A 17,991-nucleotide genomic window follows, 5' to 3' on the forward strand; every position below is an offset into this window, starting at 1 on the left:
TATTACTTCCCTGGCTCACATTCTGAACACGCCGAAGCGAGTCTCTTCAATGGGCGCATTGAGGGTTGCAGAAAGGCTCTGTCCCAGAATGTCACGGGTATTGACGGGGTCAATAATGCCGTCGTCCCAGAGCCGGGCACTGGCATAAATCGGGTTGCCCTTGTGGTCATAGGTTTCGATGACCGGTGTTTTTATGGCGGCCTCTTCGTCAGCAGAAAGGGTTTTTCCTTTTCGGGCCAGGCTGTCTTTTTTAACCTGGGCCAGAACTTCGGCGGCCTGTTCACCGCCCATGACCGAAATTCTTGCATTGGGCCAGGTCCATAGAAATCTTGGATCATAAGCCCGGCCACACATACCGTAGTTGCCAGCACCAAAACTGCCGCCAATGATGACGGTGAGCTTTGGCACGGTTGCACAGGCTACTGCATTCACCATTTTGGCGCCGTCTTTCGCTATGCCTCGAGCTTCATATTTTGAACCCACCATAAAGCCCGTGATGTTTTGCAGGAAAATCAAAGGTATACGTCTTTGACAGCATAATTCAATAAAGTGAGCCCCTTTTTGGGCTGATTCCGAGAAAAGCACACCGTTGTTAGCCAGAATACCGACCGGATGACCATGAATTCTGGCAAAGCCGCAGACCAGAGTGTTGCCGTAGCGGGCCTTGAATTCATCAAACACGGAGCCATCGACGATTCGGGCAATGACTTCTCGAACGTCATAACTCTGTTTCAGATCAGAAGGGATCAGGCCATAGAGCTCGCCAGGATCAAAGACTGGAGGAACAGGCTTTTCTAAAGCAACGGAGTGGTTTTTCTTTTTGTTCAATCTGCCAATGGCGTGTCTTACAAGTTCAAGGGCATGGGCATCATTTTCCGCCATATGATCAGCCACCCCGGATTGTTCACAATGAACTCTGGCTCCACCCAGTTCTTCTGCCGTGACCTCTTCACCGGTAGCGGCTTTGACCAGCGGTGGTCCTGCCAGAAAAATGGTGCCCTGATTTCTGACGATAATGGTTTCGTCAGCCATAGCCGGCACATAGGCTCCCCCTGCTGTACAGGAGCCCATAACCGCTGCAATCTGAGGGATTCCTTTGGCAGACATATTGGCCTGGTTAAAGAAGATGCGACCGAAGTGTTCTCTGTCTGGGAATACTTCATCCTGATAGGGAAGGTTGGCCCCTCCGGAATCAACCAGATAAATGCAGGGAAGATGATTTTGTTCAGCAATGGTCTGGGCGCGCAGGTGTTTTTTAACCGTAAGCGGGAAGTAACTGCCGCCTTTTACAGTTGCATCGTTGGCCAGGATCATACATTCGATGCCAGCAACAAAACCTATACCTGCAACGACACCGGCGCAGGGAGCGTCATTATCATAGATGTCTGTGGCGGCAAAACGGCCTATTTCAAGAAAGGGAGAATTGGGATCAAGCAACTGGGCAATACGATCCCTGGCTAATAGTTTACCTCGGGCAATATGGTTTTCTCTGGATCTTTGACTGCCGCCCCGGGCAATGGTCTCAAAGCGTGTATTGATCTGGTCTACCAGGGCCTGCATATGTCGCCGGTTCTTGTGGAATTCGGGACTGTCGGGTGCCACTTTTGAAGATAATACGGGCATATTGATCGCCTCTGATGAAGCAGTTTCGTTTGCTCATAGTCTTGCAGTGTTGCGATAGAGGTCAGATCACATCCAACATGCCAAGGCCATGGCTGTTTGAGAACTTATTATTCTTGTTATGGCAACATGGTTCCCCGGAGAGGGCAATACTGCCTGTCGCAGTTAGCAAGACTCCTGGAACAGCTCCCTGCCAATCAGCATACGACGGATTTCCGATGTACCGGCGCCTATCTCGTAGAGTTTGGCGTCTCTGAGCAGACGACCTGTCGGGTATTCATTGATGTAGCCATTGCCTCCCAGAATCTGAATGGCATCCAGTGCCATCTGAGTTGCGCGTTCAGCACAATAAAGAATGACACCGGCTGCGTCTTTGCGGGTACTTTCACCACGATCACAGGCTGACGCAACCGCATAAAGGTAAGCTTTACTGGCATTCATCTGGCTGTATATGTCGGCCACTTTGCTCTGAATCAGCTGAAATTCACCAATGGATTTGCCAAACTGTTTACGATCGTGAATGTAGGGAATCACGATATCCATACAGGCTTGCATAATGCCGGTCGGACCACCGGACAGAACGACCCGTTCATAGTCCAGACCACTCATGAGTACAGCTACCCCTTCATTGACGTTGCCCAGTACATTTTCTGCAGGCACTTCGCAATCTTCAAACACCAGCTCACAGGTGTTCGAGCCTCTCATGCCCAGTTTGTCCAGTTTTTGTGCGCGGGAGAAACCCCTGGCGTCTCGTTCAACGATGAATGCGGTGATTCCCCGGGAACCTTTTTTGGGTTCGGTTTTGGCGTAAATGACGTAAATGTGGGCATCAGGGCCATTGGTGATCCACATTTTATTGCCATTCAGAATATATCTGTCGCCTTTTTTTTCGGCTTTCAGTTTCATACTGATAACATCAGACCCAGCGTTGGGTTCGCTCATGGCCAGAGCACCGATGTGCTCACCACTAATCAACTTGGGAAGGTATTTCTGCTTCTGTGCTCTGTTGCCGTTGCGACAGATCTGGTTTACGCACAGATTGGAGTGTGCGCCATAACTGAGTGCAACGGAGGCGGAAGCGCGGCTGATCTCTTCCATAGCGATGACATGCGCGAGATAACCCATGCCAGAGCCGCCAAACTCTTCTTCTGCTGTTATACCGAGCAAACCCATCTCTCCGAACTTCTGCCAGAGGTGCATGGGGAACTGGTTGTTCCTGTCGATTTCCTGTGCGAGTGGAGCAATTTCATGATCGCAAAACTGTCTGACCTGCTCTCTCAGCAGATCATTGGTTTCACCCAGATTGAAGTTGAATGTCAGGTAACTCATTGAAAGCATCTTTGTTTAAATTGTTCTTAGACTATAGGCATTGATTGGCTAAAGCATTTCAATTTGTGGCCACAGTCCCGAAGATCTTTCTGTACATCCATCTAAACGTCAGTTATCGGATAAATAACTTCAGAATATAATCTTAGTGTTCCACTTCTTGGAGTCAACGTAAATGCTTATTGTTGAAAGTTGAAAGTTGAAAGTTGTATACAGGGATTAAGGTGGGACCCGGATTTTTTGCCCATTCCAGCAGACGTTCTTATGTCCACCCATTTTGCTTGCAATGTCCTTAAGGCACATGTAATACCAGTCGAACTTTCTAACTCCCTATTGCGCTGAAGATTTGAGCCTTAATCCTGCGTTGCCGATCGTCGCCATAGCTAAGGCTATGACTCCTCACGCCGCCTTGTCTTAAGGCTCAAATCTCCATGCTCATCACGGGAGTTAGAAAGCACGATTGGTATAATTAGTCTTTCCTTTGCAGTTCAGTGATTCTCAGCTGATGAGATGCATTGATGGTCAACACATGTCGGCCATCGCTGCTGATGGTGGCTAACACGATCCTCGACTTGCGCCGAATAGTGGCTTTTTTGACCCAGGACCCATCGCCTCCGAGACCATAAATTTGAGCCTCTTTGTCTTTGTTGGCGATCGTCAATACATGGCAACCATCGGCACTAAAGGTGGCTGATCGGACCCAGCCCTTGTGGGTAATGGTGGTTTTTTTTACCCATGATCCGGGCGCCTTCTGGCCATAGATTGTCGCCGTGTGATCATCACTGGCGGTCACTAGATGACGGCCATCGGCGCTGAAGTCAGCTGATGTGACTGCCCCCTGTTGTTCAATGGTGGCTTCTTCTTCCCATGATCCGGGTGCCTTCCGGACATAGATTTTCGCCTTGCGATCAGCGCTGGCAGTCACCACACGGTTGCTATCGCTACTGAAGTTGGCTGAGTAGACCTTATCACGATGAGAAATCGTGGTTATTGCTTTCCATGATCCATCGTCCAGCAGGTCATAGATTTTTGCCGTACCATCCACGCTGGCGGTTGCCAGATGGTAGCCATCCGTGCTGAAGGTGGCAGAGCGGACATTATCCTCATGGTGAATGGCGGTTTTTACTTTCCATGATCCATCCTCTTCCTGACCATAGATTGTTATGGTGTTATCTGAATCGATAACTAACAGATGTCCGCCATCGAAGCTTAAACTGGCTGACACGATCGAACCAATATGGTTAATAGTTGCTTTTTGTTCCCAGGATCCATAGGTCTCCTGTCCATTGATTTTCACCACTCCATCCGAACTGGCGGTCATTACAAGGTGATCATCGGCGCTGAAGGTGGCAGAGAGGACAACACCTTTATGGCGAATAGTGACTATTTCTTGCCATGATCCATCGTCACCCTGACCACAGATTTTCGCTTTGCCATCATGAATACCGGCGCTCACCACATGACGACTATCGTGACTGAAGATGGCGAATCTGAGCCAGCAGTCATGGGGGATTTTGGCTTCTTGTACCCATGACCCATTGATCTTCTGGCCATAGATTCTCGCCTTTTTATCCATACCGGTGCTCACCAGATGGTAGCCATCGGCGCTGAAGGTAGCCTTGCAGATTGTATTACTGTGGCTAAATTTGTTTTTTTCCACTAATTCAAATTTTTCACATTGAGACATCAGTTTACTGTTGGTGAAAAGAAGGTCGGCAGGAAAATGAATCTCATTTCGTTGTTCTATAAGTGACTTGATGGTGTCCTCATATGCGAAAGGCTGCAGCCAATGACGGAGTTTTTCCTTATCTTTTTTTGTCGTAGCGATGGTATTGAGTTGACATTGGTGAGGTGAAGGAAACCGGCGATACCAGGCTCTTTCCACAATCTTATTTGTTTTAATAAATGTGTGAAAATGTTTGCATACCATTGCTAAACCGGTGACCTCTCGAAAATTTAAATGGCCAATAATCATCAATGTTGGTATGTGGGGCAAACTGAGGAATAAAGATTCATTTTTGTCACACACAGTGACGTCCCTACCTGCACTTATACCCCTTGGCGCTTCCTCTGATCAGGATTGCTTAAGTGTATGTGAGAGTGAATCGTTAATGCTGGGATTTCTTTCCACAGGGGAAAACATGTCTGGTTACTCCACAGTCAGTTTGTATTCTCTCCTTGAGAGGCTTTTCAAAATTGATTAATGAAGGTTGGAAACGGTTTTATAATGAAAGTTCATAACATTAAGGTAAGTGAAGCTAACTAAATTGCGAATAAGTCCCTCTAATCTACAATAATCTCTTCCAAACCAGGGAGCTGGCTTGGCTGTCCTTCACCCTGCCCATAGCATTCAGGAGAACACAGGCTGACAAGGAACACCCTCTTCAGGGCGGGGAGAATATGATACTCAGGAATTCGGGGGCATTTTCGCCAATCGAGATTTAATGAATTTTGCCCTGAATAGCTACTTCTGCGATGCCTGAAAGTAAGGTAACCAATATTATGATTGGTCAACATATGCTAACAGTGCCGAGTATGACCAACTTCTTTTAAGCTGCTCACGGCTCTTTATGCCTATCAATTTGGAAGCCATTTTTTAACCGGTGCAGCGGAATTAAGACTTCAGCTCTCACTGGGGTTCGCCCTCAAAGACTACAGGTGTTAAGCTTGCGTTCAATTTAAGAAGCTTTAAATACTGCTATTAAACGGCATTGAACAGGAAGTGCTGCCAGTGTCTCATCATTGAGAACGGCAAAAGGGTTTTATGATCGGCATTTCTCTGCCAGATAACGTAGGCGGTCTACGACAGCGGGCAGCCTTTATAACTGAGTTGGCTCGTTCTTTTTGAATGATATTAAAGTGAGTAATTAAGCTAGATAGCTTAACCTTTGTGGCAACACTATGAATGCAATTATACGTCTGACAGACGCTAAGGAAGCACTGATAAGAGCAGCGGAAAAGCTGATAGCCGAAAGAGGGCTCGATGCTGTTTCAGATCGTGAAATAGCCAGAGCTGCAGGACAGAAGAATAACTCTGCTGTTCAGTACCATTTTGGTGACCGGGCCGGATTGATTAATGCAATTCTGGATTTCCGGATGATCCCTCTCAACCAAAAACGTCACGAGATGCTGGATGAACTCCATAACCGCAAGGAACCTCCAACAACCAGAGATTTAGTTAAGGTTCTACTGCTTCCCTACATGGAAAACCTTACAGGCTCAAGAGAAGATAGCTCCTATACCAGTCTGGTCAGTCAGCTGTTCCAGCGTGGCAATCAACAGATCGTTGCCATGGATACCCCCAGAAGCAGCTCTCTGGTTCGTATGACTGAAGCATTTGCTACCACCTTGCCACACTTGAGTGTCAAAGAGCGCCATGCCCGGCTCACTTTCCTGGGTTCCATGGTCGTTCACACGGTAGCTCGCTGGGATCAGCAGTGCCGTCTGGACCCCGAGACCTGGACACCGGAACATATTGTTCAGCAGACCCGGTTCCTCATTGAGTTTCTGGCGGGCGGGATGGATCAGGATGCTCTGCAGAGAGAGCCGGAATCAAGGTCCTGAGTTTGCCGTTTGGAAAGACGCTTCCTCAGAAGTTGAACAGAGTTTTTCAAACTAAAAATGAATGTATATAAGTTCATGTTGTGAATTTATGCCATAATGAATGTATATGCACTCATAATTGATGAAAATGAATACTATTGGACAGCAATGTCGAGATCGCCGAAAAGCCAGGGGTTGGAATCAGGCCGAGGCTGCCAAACAGGCTAAAACTACCCGAAGTGTTATCTCAGCCATAGAAAACGATCGATACCGGGGAGCTTTGTGGGCTCTGAACAATTATCTTGGGTTGCTGGGTCTGGAGCTGACGGTCAAAGATGCTGAAAGACCCACATGGGATGATCTTGATGAGTTATTTAAATACGAATAGTGACAACGGGTAAGTACTCAGCCATACGGAATCGAATATTTCTGGCTTATTGGGCAGGTGCTCTGCAAGGCGCAACGACGGGAACATAGCAAGCTATGTGACCAGAGTTGCAACGCAGTCAGAGTGCCTGAACAATAAGTCAGAAAATATGATTTCGTATGGTTGAGTACTTAAATTCATGACTGGAGAGAAGGATTGAATCGCTTTGATGAATGGCCAGAAAAAATGAATCGGGTCCGGGTTCACACTCCGGCAGGGAAAGCTGGAGTGTTGGACTTTGACCGGGGTTCTTATTCCTTTTCTTATGCAGAATCCGGTGAAGACATCTCTTTGACGATGCCACAAAGAATAGCTTCTTATAATAGCGGGGCGCTTCATCCTGTTTTTCAGATGAATATCCCTGAAGGCTATGTCAGGGAAAGGCTAACTGAACGACTAAGGAGGTATATTAAGGTCAACGATGTGTTGTTTCTGGCACTTCAGCAGCATCGCGGAATTGGTCGACTCAGTTACGAAAGTGATCTGGTTCTGGAACCAGCAGGGCATGAAAGCCTTAATGCTCTTATAAATTGGGATCGTCGTGAAAGTGTCTTTGATTATCTTCTGGACAAATACCTTTTGAACACGGCAGCAGTATCGGGCGTTCAGCCAAAACTTCTGGTCAACACTCAGAAGTCCAGTGAAAGAGGAACTTTGGTTGAACCTGAACTGATCGTTAAAACCGGTGGGGATGAGTATGAGAATCTGGCACTGAATGAGTTCATCTGTATGAGTATCGCCCGAGAGTGTGGCATCAGTGTTCCAGAGTTTTGGCTGTCACAGAATGAAGAGCTATTTATCATGAAGCGCTTTGATCTTTTAAAGGGGCAGTCATTAGGCATGGAAGACTTTGCTGTTTTGATGAAAAGATCGGGTGATGACAAGTATGTGGGCAGCTATGAACAGGTTGCTAAAGTTGTACAACTTTATACAAAAGATACGCAGCAGAGTGATCAGATTTTTGATTATGTAGCCATCAGTTGTTTATTAGGTAATGGCGATGCCCATTTGAAAAACTTTTCATTAGTTTATGGCAGTATTTGTCCGTTAATAGAGTTAAGGCTTTCTCCTCTTTATGACGTGGTCAACACGACGGTGTACAAAAGTGATGCCCATGATCTGGCTTTGAAGATGGAGCAGAGCCGGGAGTTTCCAGATCAGGACAAACTGGTGAGATTTGGCAAAGGTATTGGTGTTAAAAATCCTTCAAAACGATTGGAAGAGATGGCGGACATTGCCAGAGATTATATTAATGGCTTTGATCGGTGGGAGTCGTTTCCAGAACTCAGAACTGCCCTGGAGAAGTCCATTGCCAGAGCTATGTCGATAACAGGCTCTGGCGTTAGATACAACGTCAAAAGGAATAAAAAGAGAAAGACTGATCGTTATCTGTGAGGCAGGCATTCAGATCATCCAAACTCTATCTGAGATTAAACCGGCTCAGATAATATCAATATCCGCTACACAATCGAAAATATGGTTGGGCTTGTATGGAACCTGATCGATATCGGCGAGGCGGGATACACCGGATAAAACCAGTATGGTTTCAAGACCAGCCTGAAAGCCTGCAAGAATATCGGTGCGCAGGTTGTCACCCACAATAACGGTGTTGTCTGAGTGTGACCCCATCCTGTTCAGGGCGGCACGGATAATCCAGGCACTGGGTTTACCTACGTAGAATGGCTTTTTGCCCGTAATCCGCTCAATAGGAGCACAGAGTGCGCCGCAGGCAGGAGACATATTGGGACCGTGGGTATCAGGGTTTGTGGCAATAAAGCGTGCCCCTTCAGACACAAACCGGGCTCCGGTGTGGATCATGTTCCAGTTGTAGTTCCTGGTTTCACCCACGACGACAAAGTCCGGGTTGATATCGGTAATGGTAAAGCCTGCCTTATACAGTTCGTGAACCAGGGCACCTTCGCCGATAACATAAGCTTTCTGGCCTTCCTGTCGTTTAAGGAATTCTGCAGTAGCCATGGCAGAAGTGAAAAAGCAACTTTCCGGGATAGTGATACCAGCAGAAGCAAAGCGGTTTTGCAGATCTTTTTCGGTCTGGGAGGGGTAGTTGGTTAGCATGATCAGGGAGATGTCCCGCTCCTGCATGCTATGAATGAAATCATCGGCACCGGGGATCAGGGTGTTATCATGCAGGATTACGCCGTCAATGTCACAAATAACGCTTTTAGACATAATGCTATCTGATCAGGTTGAACTGTGGGAAGGGCATTATAAGGGGCTTGAAAGCCAGAAGGCCAGAAAGCTTTTCTTCCCGAAGTGTTGGCTTACCGTTACCGGATAGACACAGGTTGAATCAGAGGGTCCGGTATCTGCTTGCAAGATCGCCTGACTCAGTCTGTCTGCTGCATTATTCTGGCTTTCTTCATCACTTGCATGCAGTTGTGCAAAAGGCTGGTTTACCACAGATCCCGGATTAGCCCTTTTTGACAGTTCCAGGGAAGTCAGTCGTCGCACAGTAGAGATAAAAAAGCATCATAACTTTTGCAATCGAGCCGCGTCACACCTCATTGTGAACAAATGTTATCTGATTTTATTCAGAAAACTGTGATAGTCATCGGGGTTCAGTCCCAGTTTCTGCAAGTACTGGACGGAATAGAGAAGCACTTCTCCAGCACTATAATTTTTGCTGGATCTAACATCGTTGGGGACAGGCTGAATCGGCTCGTTAAGCTTCCGACGTTCACGGATATATTCGAACCAGGCTTGTAAAAACTGATTCACCAATTTTAACTCCCTCAAATTTTCAGGACAGCGGAAAAAACGAAACTCTATTGTGCCATAGGGTTTGATCATCTTCGCTCCTGGAATATGTAACAAAGAGATAGCCATATATTTGTTTATCACCGCATCAGAAAGCTCACCAAACATTTGTTGCAGAGGCGTCACCTGTACAAAGTGACTGTATATTTTTGAAAACAGCTTAAGCTTCTCCAGTTTTTCTGAATCGGTTTGCCAATGGCCTGAAAGTTTTTTATGTCTGAACCCCGCCATTTTTTCATTGTACGTAGCAATCATCCAATTTATCCGTTCAATGGCTGAATCCCTCATATCAGAATAATCAGAAAACAATTTATACCACTGACTCTCATCATATTTAATGATTCGGTCATTATTTCCAAATGCTCTAAGTAAATAAGGATGGCTCTCAATCTCCCTCTGCAATTCCAAAAGAACACTGGGATCGCCATGGGTAGCACTCAGAGCATCCACATGCTTGTGACCGGAAGAATAACTTATAAGCCCATCTTTTATCATTGAATCAACCGTTTCAAAAACTTTTTCAAAACAATGGTCTACATTGGCTTCACCATCATGGTAAGGCTTACAATTCACCTCAAACCAGGCATCACAATCCATAGTAGGGGTTATGTAGAAAAAGCCATCAAAAGTTAAGGAATGGGTACCAACACTTGCCTTGTTGGCCCCAGACTGTTTCATACGATTTTCAAATATTGGAATATAGTTGAAACTTTGCAAGCTTTTTTCTTCGAGTATAGAAGCTATATCATACTCCAATTCTTCACCAAATTTGAGATTTATGCTGTTATCAGGTGGTATACCCTGTACTACCAAGTCTGGTTTTTCTGCAAACAAATCATTCAGAGTACCTAGCCAGCGTCTTTCAAGTTTTGGTCCAATAAAAACTTCATTAAAAGATTTTCTTAAAGTAATGTTTTTTCGTAAGATGTCACTAATAAGGTTTCTGCTCGGTATATTTTCATCAAAAAACATCAAATTCTTCAATGTATTAGTGATTTCGTGTTTGTGGAAATCAATAAATTTCATAAGATCAAGAAATTCTAAAAAACAGCCATCCCCAAAAAGAATTTGTTCAAAAAAACGAAACGCATCATGTCCGGCTGATTGGAAGCCCTTATTTTTAAATTTATCTTGATGTGAATGGTCTATATAAAGATAGTCGGCCAATAAAGCTCCAAGATAATAGTGTTTATGTCGATTATTATTGAGTGATAATTCACTTTCTCGTTGAGAAAATATCACTGATACGATTGAATTTATTCTTTCAATGTCTTTGACACTAATTCTTAGTTCAGCTCGATACTTATTGGTATCGGTTTTAAAAGTGAATTTCTGGTTTTTTAACAATCCTTCCGTATACAATATGAAGTCTACAAAAATTTCTTTAACATTGTGTTTGATAGTAACGGAATCAATGCTTTTTCCATCGTCGTTTACTCTTTCGATAGATAGATCATGCTCCTCAGTCAATTTATTAATTGTATTCAAGAGATGCTCCGCTGCCTCCTGAGGTGTCAAGTCCGGTACATTTAATTTAAGATCTGAGGCCGCCCTCTTGCGCTTACCCGGTTTTACTTTTGATGATTCTTGTTGACTTTGATTTTCGGCTTGCCCTCCTTTTTTTCTGGTTTGCTGATCACTATTGCCTTTGTTATTCACTGCTTGTTTTTCCTCTGAATTACCGAGACTAATAATACCGGGAATGTGACCCGTATTCTGTTTTAAAAAAATATTTTTAGCAGTGTCAGACAACAAGGATAAAAGAATATTCGAGGTGTTCGCCTGATTATTAATGAGCTCATGTTTTTTGTGAGCCACTTGATAGAGCTTGTCCTTTGCTTGTTTAGAGAACTCTGTGTTTTTTTTCTGTTCAAGCTCTTGCAGCTCTTTTTTTACTTTATATGTTGTACTCTCGAGAAAGGGGTCTTTCCAGCCTTTGAAGACCGATATTTCTTTTTTCTTAAAGGCATCAAACAGTATTTTGTTAGCACTGTTTCTTTCTATAGGAAGTATTTGAGGAAACAACTTGCCTGAATAAACAGGAGCTAAAAAACCTTTACTGTCAAGAGTGAAGGGTTCAGAAGCTATCAAGTATGAAGCAACCATGAATGACCAGGTGAAAATAATGACTGATTTCATAGTGGAGGACTTGCCGTATCCGTCTGTATAAAGGTTGATGTTTTTAGTGGTTTTTCTTATTCAGTAATTCCAGTCTTTCAATTAAAAACTATTACCACAATAAATGAACTAAGTTGACTCGAGTTCTGATAGGGTGTGCAGAATATTGTGCGGCTATTTAGCATAAAAACTAACTGGCATCGGTCAAGTTAGTTACATATCAGGAATTAATCAAACGCGCTGACGAAAAAATCTCAGGTATTCGGCCGACAGGTAGAGAGGCTTCTGTCTGTTGGTGCCTTCAGGAGGCTGTCGCAAAAGCGCTGCATTTTGCCGATACTGCGTTAAAAAATAATGCAGGTTTGCCCGCTACTTTTGCGACATTCTCCAGGTCAGGGAACCATCCAGTGGGTTAAACGACTTCGACTGAGTAGCCAGACGAAAGCGGTACTGGCCAGTAAGGTCACAACAGTCCAGAAGGGAATCATGATAATGGCGCTGGCTGGGTAGAGGTCGTAGGCTCTTACGGGCCAGAGCAGAAGAGGATGTACCAGATAGATGCCCAGACTGTAACGGCTGAACATGGAAATAATGTTTTTGCTTCTACCCTGAATCCTGTCGCCATAGTGCTTGGCAAGACAGAAGACCATGGTCGCCACAAGAACGGTATTAATGGTTTTATAGGAGTTAAATCGACCAAAGCTGTACATTCCCTTTTCGGTGCTGAGCCAGAGCACGCCACCTAAAGTAAGCACCAGTCCAAGAATACCGCCAAGAATAATCAATGGTTGATGTTTGCGGGTATCATACTTTGCAAGGCAATAACCCCAGATTAAATAACCCCCGTACAGGAGAGTATTGATATGCCAGAAAGTCTCGATCCTGATCAAATAACTCAATGTCAGCCATAACCAGACCCCGGCCATAAATTTAAGCAGATCATCGGGCATGGTGTGAACGGCAGGCCTTAGAAAAGGAATAACAAGATAAAGAGGAATAAAATAGTAATAGAAGCCAAGGTGGTACCAGGTGCTTTTATAGGGAAGTTCTTTCAGGGTATCAATGGCCCTGGTCCACTGGTAATCAAAAGTGGGTGAGAGTCCTGCCAGAAAGGAATAAAACACGGCCCAGAAAAGGAAGGGCACCAGAACTTTCATCACCCGTCGTCTGAGGAAGTAATCCAGGTCAAAAGGGCGTTTGTCTGATAAAAACAACATGCCGGTGATCATGATAAAAATAGGAACACACCAGCGGGAAAAACTGTTAAAAGTGACCGCTGTGAGCCAGTCCGACATCGGAATTTGCCCGTAAAGGTCACGATAGGGTCCCAATACGTGGATAATGATCACAGCTACTGCGGCCACAACACGTAATAGATCCAGATAAAACACAGGTTCTCTTTTTGATGACATTGGCCTGATTCTTCTTGCTGGGTGACCGTATATTATGAAGTTTGCTTCATAGCTTATTCAGGGGGGAAACTACTTATTAAAGTTTGGGTGTAGTGATCCACCTCTGGAAAGGGATCATAAAAGTGATGCAGTAACCGTTTCCGATCCTGATACTCTTCTGACCCTCTGAAGCCTTCAGTGTGATCTTCCAGTGTTTCCCAGTTTACCAAAAGCAGATAACGGCTATCCTTCTCCAGACGTTTTTGTAGCTGATGGTAGAAGTAACCCTTTATGCTGGCAATGGTGTCCTGTGCCTGAACAAAGGCTCGTTCAAACCCGACCTCCTGGCCCGGTTTTACATCCAGGATGGTTACTTCCAGTATTATTACTTCGCTGTCGTTCTGTTGCAGGGGAGACAAGCTCCGTCCCTTGAAAAAAGACTATCAGAATCCGTTACGGCATGTCTGCGTTTCCAACTCTGGTTGGGTTGTGGTTTCAGAAAGTCAGTATAGGAGTCAATTCTGATTTAAAATAAAGGCAGTTCCTGCCTGTGTTTTTTGAACAAAAGTTCAATTGTTAACAAACAGTTGTCGGGAATAGGGCATTGGCAAGTGCATTTCATTTCGATAAGTTAATAAAAGAGGGTCATGGATGAAAAAACGGGAGCTGAATTATGTATATTCTGCGACTGAATGCTGCCGGACAACCGGTGGAGTGGCTGACCTGGCAGGAGACAGTCTGTCTCTACTCGAGAGACCTGATCCGCTGGAGCCTTGGTGACATCATTTATCGGGTAAGAGGTGGCTATAACCGATGGCTTGGCGCCCAGACGGTCATTGAATTACCCAGCATCATTGCTTGTGGTGGTAAACGACTCTTCCCTGCCCGCACAAATCCAGCCTTAACTAACACTTCTCTTTTTGAACGTGATAATCACCAATGCATGTATTGTGGCAAGTTCCTGGCACGCCGGTTTTTGACCCGTGACCATATTCTGCCTACCTCAAGGGGCGGACAAGACGACTGGATGAATGTGGTGGCTGCCTGCAAGCGATGCAATCAATTCAAAAGTGATCGTTTGCTGGATGAACTGGATATGACACTGGTGGCGCTACCCTATCGACCGAATGCCGCTGAATATCTGGCTTTAGTGAATAGCCACCGGATTTTGCCGGAGCAGGCGGATTATCTCAGCAGCCAGTTTTCTAAAAACTGTCGCTGGAGTCTTGATCCGGATCGTCTGGACAAAGAGCCTGCACAACTGATTGATGACTTCATTTAATGATTCTTCTCTTTTGAGATCATCAGCTCAATCCGGGCAAGGTTTCAGAAGGATAGCGACTAACGGTCTAGCTACTACCTTGCAAGAATTTACGGAATTAGACGATATCCAATACCGTTCATGATTGACTCGCTCAGCTCAGGAGATCCTCTACTGGACTGCCCTTCAGCCTTATGAGGTCAGAGACAATCGTGCATTTGATCCTGATTGTGAGTTCTACTCAGAACACTTAAAGCAAACGGGGCATTTGGATAAAACACTCTACCCTGAAACTTTGCACCCAGCGGACGAGGAGAAAAAATTTCCCAGAGACTTCGATCAAGGCGATGATCAGCTTAATCTCGGGGCCGATAATGCCGTTTTACCTCTGGTCGCTCTGGTCAGGGGACTTACGCTGCTGGCCAACCGGGGTAAGTTTAATCTGAACGTAAACACATTCAGGAAAACCATTGTTGTGACGACCTCTGTCCTTACTATACACGGTTTTAAAAAGTAATTCTGTCAGGCATATTGGGTACGGATCTGGATGAGTCATCGTATCAAGATGAACCTCGTAACCACAGAGATCACATGAGGAATCTCCCCGCATCACAAAGGGTATGTCTTCCAGCTTTTCACCTTTTCCGTTAAAAACGACGGGTAGTGCCATACGGCGATGTTCGGCTTCCGGAAATATAAGGAGAGACAGACTACCTTCAAAGGTATCAAATCTGAAATCTACAGAAAAACCATCGGAATAATCAGGGTTAACGCAGATAAACTTTATAGAGTGTTTTCCCCATACGCGTCCTCTTTTGGTTATTGATTCATAAAAAAGCTTTGAAATTTTGCAATAGTAGGTATCTTCTCCTGGCTTCTTAAACACTGGAATCACCTCCTCTCTATCTTGACCCCCATAGAGCTTAACAGGCATCTGCTCAGTTCTGTCATAAAATAAGGCATCATCCTGATTCAGTCGTATACTGGCAAGGCAGTTTTCCCTGTGCCTGCTCATTTTCGTCAAAGCTACCTGTTGGTGGCATATTTGGCACTTAACTTTGTTATAACGGCATTTTAACAAGTGTGTCGGCATCAGGGCAGACTGATGTTGAAAAGAACAGCCATCATCTCTGTTAGGGCAGAAACCGATTTTAGAGCATTTGCTTAAATGTTCCCGTATAGCCAGCACATTTTGATTCAACCCTATGCGGACGTTACAAAAACGGCATTTGGCGATTAGCTCATTAGTACTTCTGAAACACTGCAAGTATGCCGAATCAAGATTTTGCTCTATGGAATTGAAAAAAGCATACGACGGGTGATTATTATGACAAGCTGCACCTGTGCTCTCCCGTCCAGAATGAATACTGGCTGGCTGTTCGGGCCTGTTTTGAAGTGCCTCGAAGACCCGGGTAAATGCGCCTGCCAGTTGCAGGTGTTCGGGGTCATTAATCTGGCGGCAGATATGAAGAAATTGCTCGACCCTGTCTTTATCTTCTGCCATTACAGGCACACCATAAAATAACACGCTCCCCGGAGGCATCGCCTGCTCTTCCTCTTCTTGGTTCATGGGTACTGATCGATCTTCGGGAGAACCGGGGGTATGCTGCTCTTTGATATGGTTCTTTATGAATGCCAGCGGGCAACTGTGCCCACAGCCTAACGGACATTGAAACATGACGACTGCGGCAGCGTCTTCATAGTTGAATGAATGTTTATGCATTTTCCCACGGCAAGTAATGCATTCTTTGATGTTTTTCATTTTTGCTTCAGTCATTGCCTCAAAACAGTCAATGCAGACACTGTGTGGAAGACTCGAAGTGCAGGTTTTCGCTTCTCCGGTAATGAGCTCAGTGCAAACCGGACAATACAAATGTTGCTGGTTGCCATTAAGAAAAGCGGTAGCGTATAACGGAATGGGGGTTTCATCGCGGTTTTCCGGAGGTTGATAATCGTAAATCACTTCAACTTTCTGCCGGTTAATCTGTGCTTGCCTTCCATCCCTTTCGGTAGATGCTGTTCCGGGTTCCCGGGTTTGTTCTGAGTAATGCATTGCATGAGCTTCAGATCGAGTCGATCTGTCGTTTCTTTCATTATTCCTGCCTTCAGGATTTACAGGTCTCTGAGCACCAGAACCCTCACTGGCATCCCGTTCAGACCTCTCATAGGGTTGAAAAGGCTTCTTGCGAACCCAGCGGTTCCATTCATGCCAGCCGCCACCCGCAGGGAGTGATGGACCGAAAATCTCCGGATACAGTGACTCAAGAAAGCTCTGGCTATAAAGACTTAACCTTAAGTGGGCTTCGAATCTGCTGATGGATAACAGCTTGCCGTTGCGCTGGATGATGTATGAAAGTTGTCCATTACTGTCCTGTACCAGAAAGGCTGTCCCGTGAATGAATGCCAGAAATCTTAATAACGGATCATCGGACAGTGCGTTCTGTATCAGCCTATTAGTCCATCTCAAGACAGACCTGACACCATCGGTATTCCTGTGAACAGACTCAGCCGCAATGAGTTGCGGCCAGTTTTCATCGGACATATCGCTGACTTTGGCCACGGCAGGAAACTCCGATGGCGCAAGAACCAGCGATTCTTCCTGATTAAGCCTCAGCCAGATTGAATCCTGGAATAAAACCGACAGGCCGGATTCAGCATAACGGATTGACAGGGGGTAGGTGGCAGGCAGGAGATGGGTTAACGGGTTTTGTACTGCGTCAAGGTCATTGCTATCAGATCTATCCAGTCCATTACCTGCAAAGAGATGGGTGAAATTAAAGGGTGTGGATAAATCAGAATTATTCCTCAGTGATGGTGGCGGGCTGTTTTCGGGGTCTTCCGGGTCGATGTCTGGTGGCATGTCCTGTGTGGCGACACCCTGAATAACCCAGTGCTCATGACAATGTCCCGTTGGGTCAATGTATTTTAAGGCGCCGGGCAGATGGTGGGGCTCCAGATCCAAAGGTTCATTATTGCCTGAGGATTGCCAGATATGGCCTTCAGCCAGGGTGATTTGTAACTTTATCTGACGGTATTGCGGCGCAACGACGGAAACGGTGGTATCAAAAGGGCATGAACTGTCTCCGTGACGATGTGCAGGCTGCGGTGGCAGATTCAGGTCAGGCAATAGGCTCTTTGCTTCGGGCATATTCCGGTAAACAGTGGCCAGCAAGGGTAACAATGAACTCTGCGGAACATGTCCGAGACTATCCACGGCCATTGCCTGTTGTATCGTTGCCAGTTGTACTACGAGGCAGAAAAAAAGAAATCCGCAAACAGCCTGCCAGTAATCTATTTTTTTCATATCACCCTGATATCCGCAGTACACCATTCCGTTCAGCAATAACTTGAGTGGTATGTCTGACAAAGTATAAGAATTCTCGTCGGTAGACTTTCTGTCATTCCAAGTAAATGCTTTTCTTTTTGATTTAACGTTCAGCGTATCAATAAGCTCAGCTCATAACGACTCCGAATAGCAGGATAGACCATCAGAGAGAGAGTGATCATCATTACAGGGCTTAATAGCA

The 17,991-nt window shown here is 45.4% G+C and carries 12 protein-coding genes; 4 read left to right on the top strand and 8 right to left on the bottom strand.

Features of this window, described 5'->3' with window-relative positions:
• Nucleotides 1-15: 15 nt before the first annotated feature.
• The 3 genes from ACOMG9_RS06245 to ACOMG9_RS06255 form a co-directional block, all read right to left on the bottom strand.
• Nucleotides 16-1,623, bottom strand: a complete 1,608-nt coding sequence (locus ACOMG9_RS06245) for a carboxyl transferase domain-containing protein (protein WP_448216209.1) — start codon at nt 1,621-1,623, stop codon at nt 16-18.
• 162 nt (nt 1,624-1,785) lie between these two features.
• Nucleotides 1,786-2,949 (bottom strand): isovaleryl-CoA dehydrogenase, encoded by a 1,164-nt coding sequence (locus ACOMG9_RS06250; RefSeq protein ID WP_448216210.1) that lies wholly within the window; start codon nt 2,947-2,949, stop codon nt 1,786-1,788.
• Nucleotides 2,950-3,415: 466 nt separating this feature from the next.
• On the bottom strand, nt 3,416-4,975 hold the full coding sequence (locus ACOMG9_RS06255) for an F-box/WD repeat-containing protein (protein WP_448216211.1): 1,560 nt from the start codon (nt 4,973-4,975) through the stop codon (nt 3,416-3,418).
• An 872-nt stretch (nt 4,976-5,847) separates the two neighbouring features.
• On the opposite strand from ACOMG9_RS06255, the gene ACOMG9_RS06260 reads away from it, so the two are divergent.
• From ACOMG9_RS06260 to ACOMG9_RS06270, 3 genes are all read left to right on the top strand, one after another.
• Nucleotides 5,848-6,510 carry a TetR/AcrR family transcriptional regulator gene (locus tag ACOMG9_RS06260; protein WP_448216212.1) on the top strand — a complete coding sequence of 221 codons (663 nt, stop codon included), beginning with the start codon at nt 5,848-5,850 and terminating at the stop codon, nt 6,508-6,510.
• A gap of 121 nt (nt 6,511-6,631) precedes the next feature.
• Complete coding sequence (locus ACOMG9_RS06265; RefSeq protein WP_448216213.1) at nt 6,632-6,877, top strand: helix-turn-helix domain-containing protein; 246 nt, start codon at nt 6,632-6,634, stop codon at nt 6,875-6,877.
• A 195-nt stretch (nt 6,878-7,072) separates the two neighbouring features.
• A complete protein-coding gene (locus ACOMG9_RS06270) occupies nt 7,073-8,311 on the top strand; it encodes a type II toxin-antitoxin system HipA family toxin (RefSeq protein ID WP_448216214.1) in 1,239 nt (412 codons plus the stop codon).
• Between the two features lie 45 nt (nt 8,312-8,356).
• On the opposite strand, the gene ACOMG9_RS06275 is transcribed toward ACOMG9_RS06270, so the two are convergent.
• The 4 genes from ACOMG9_RS06275 to ACOMG9_RS06290 all read right to left on the bottom strand — a co-directional run bounded on the left by ACOMG9_RS06275 (nt 8,357) and on the right by ACOMG9_RS06290 (nt 13,622).
• On the bottom strand, nt 8,357-9,106 hold the full coding sequence (locus ACOMG9_RS06275) for an HAD-IIA family hydrolase (RefSeq protein WP_448216215.1): 750 nt from the start codon (nt 9,104-9,106) through the stop codon (nt 8,357-8,359).
• A 348-nt stretch (nt 9,107-9,454) separates the two neighbouring features.
• Nucleotides 9,455-11,833 carry a hypothetical protein gene (locus ACOMG9_RS06280; protein ID WP_494529953.1) on the bottom strand — a complete coding sequence of 793 codons (2,379 nt, stop codon included), beginning with the start codon at nt 11,831-11,833 and terminating at the stop codon, nt 9,455-9,457.
• Nucleotides 11,834-12,204: 371 nt separating this feature from the next.
• The gene (locus ACOMG9_RS06285) at nt 12,205-13,224 is read right to left on the bottom strand and encodes an acyltransferase (protein WP_448216217.1); all 1,020 of its coding nucleotides are present in this window, start codon (nt 13,222-13,224) and stop codon (nt 12,205-12,207) included.
• A 53-nt stretch (nt 13,225-13,277) separates the two neighbouring features.
• Nucleotides 13,278-13,622 (bottom strand): antibiotic biosynthesis monooxygenase family protein, encoded by a 345-nt coding sequence (locus tag ACOMG9_RS06290; protein ID WP_448216218.1) that lies wholly within the window; start codon nt 13,620-13,622, stop codon nt 13,278-13,280.
• A 254-nt stretch (nt 13,623-13,876) separates the two neighbouring features.
• On the opposite strand from ACOMG9_RS06290, the gene ACOMG9_RS06295 reads away from it, so the two are divergent.
• Nucleotides 13,877-14,485 carry an HNH endonuclease gene (locus ACOMG9_RS06295; protein WP_422132869.1) on the top strand — a complete coding sequence of 203 codons (609 nt, stop codon included), beginning with the start codon at nt 13,877-13,879 and terminating at the stop codon, nt 14,483-14,485.
• Nucleotides 14,486-14,846: 361 nt separating this feature from the next.
• Here the strand turns inward: ACOMG9_RS06295 and ACOMG9_RS06300 are convergent, their stop codons facing one another.
• Nucleotides 14,847-17,768 (bottom strand): hypothetical protein, encoded by a 2,922-nt coding sequence (locus ACOMG9_RS06300; protein ID WP_448216219.1) that lies wholly within the window; start codon nt 17,766-17,768, stop codon nt 14,847-14,849.
• Nucleotides 17,769-17,991: the final 223 nt, after the last annotated feature.

It is taken from the genome of Endozoicomonas sp. PH6C (assembly GCF_059322965.1).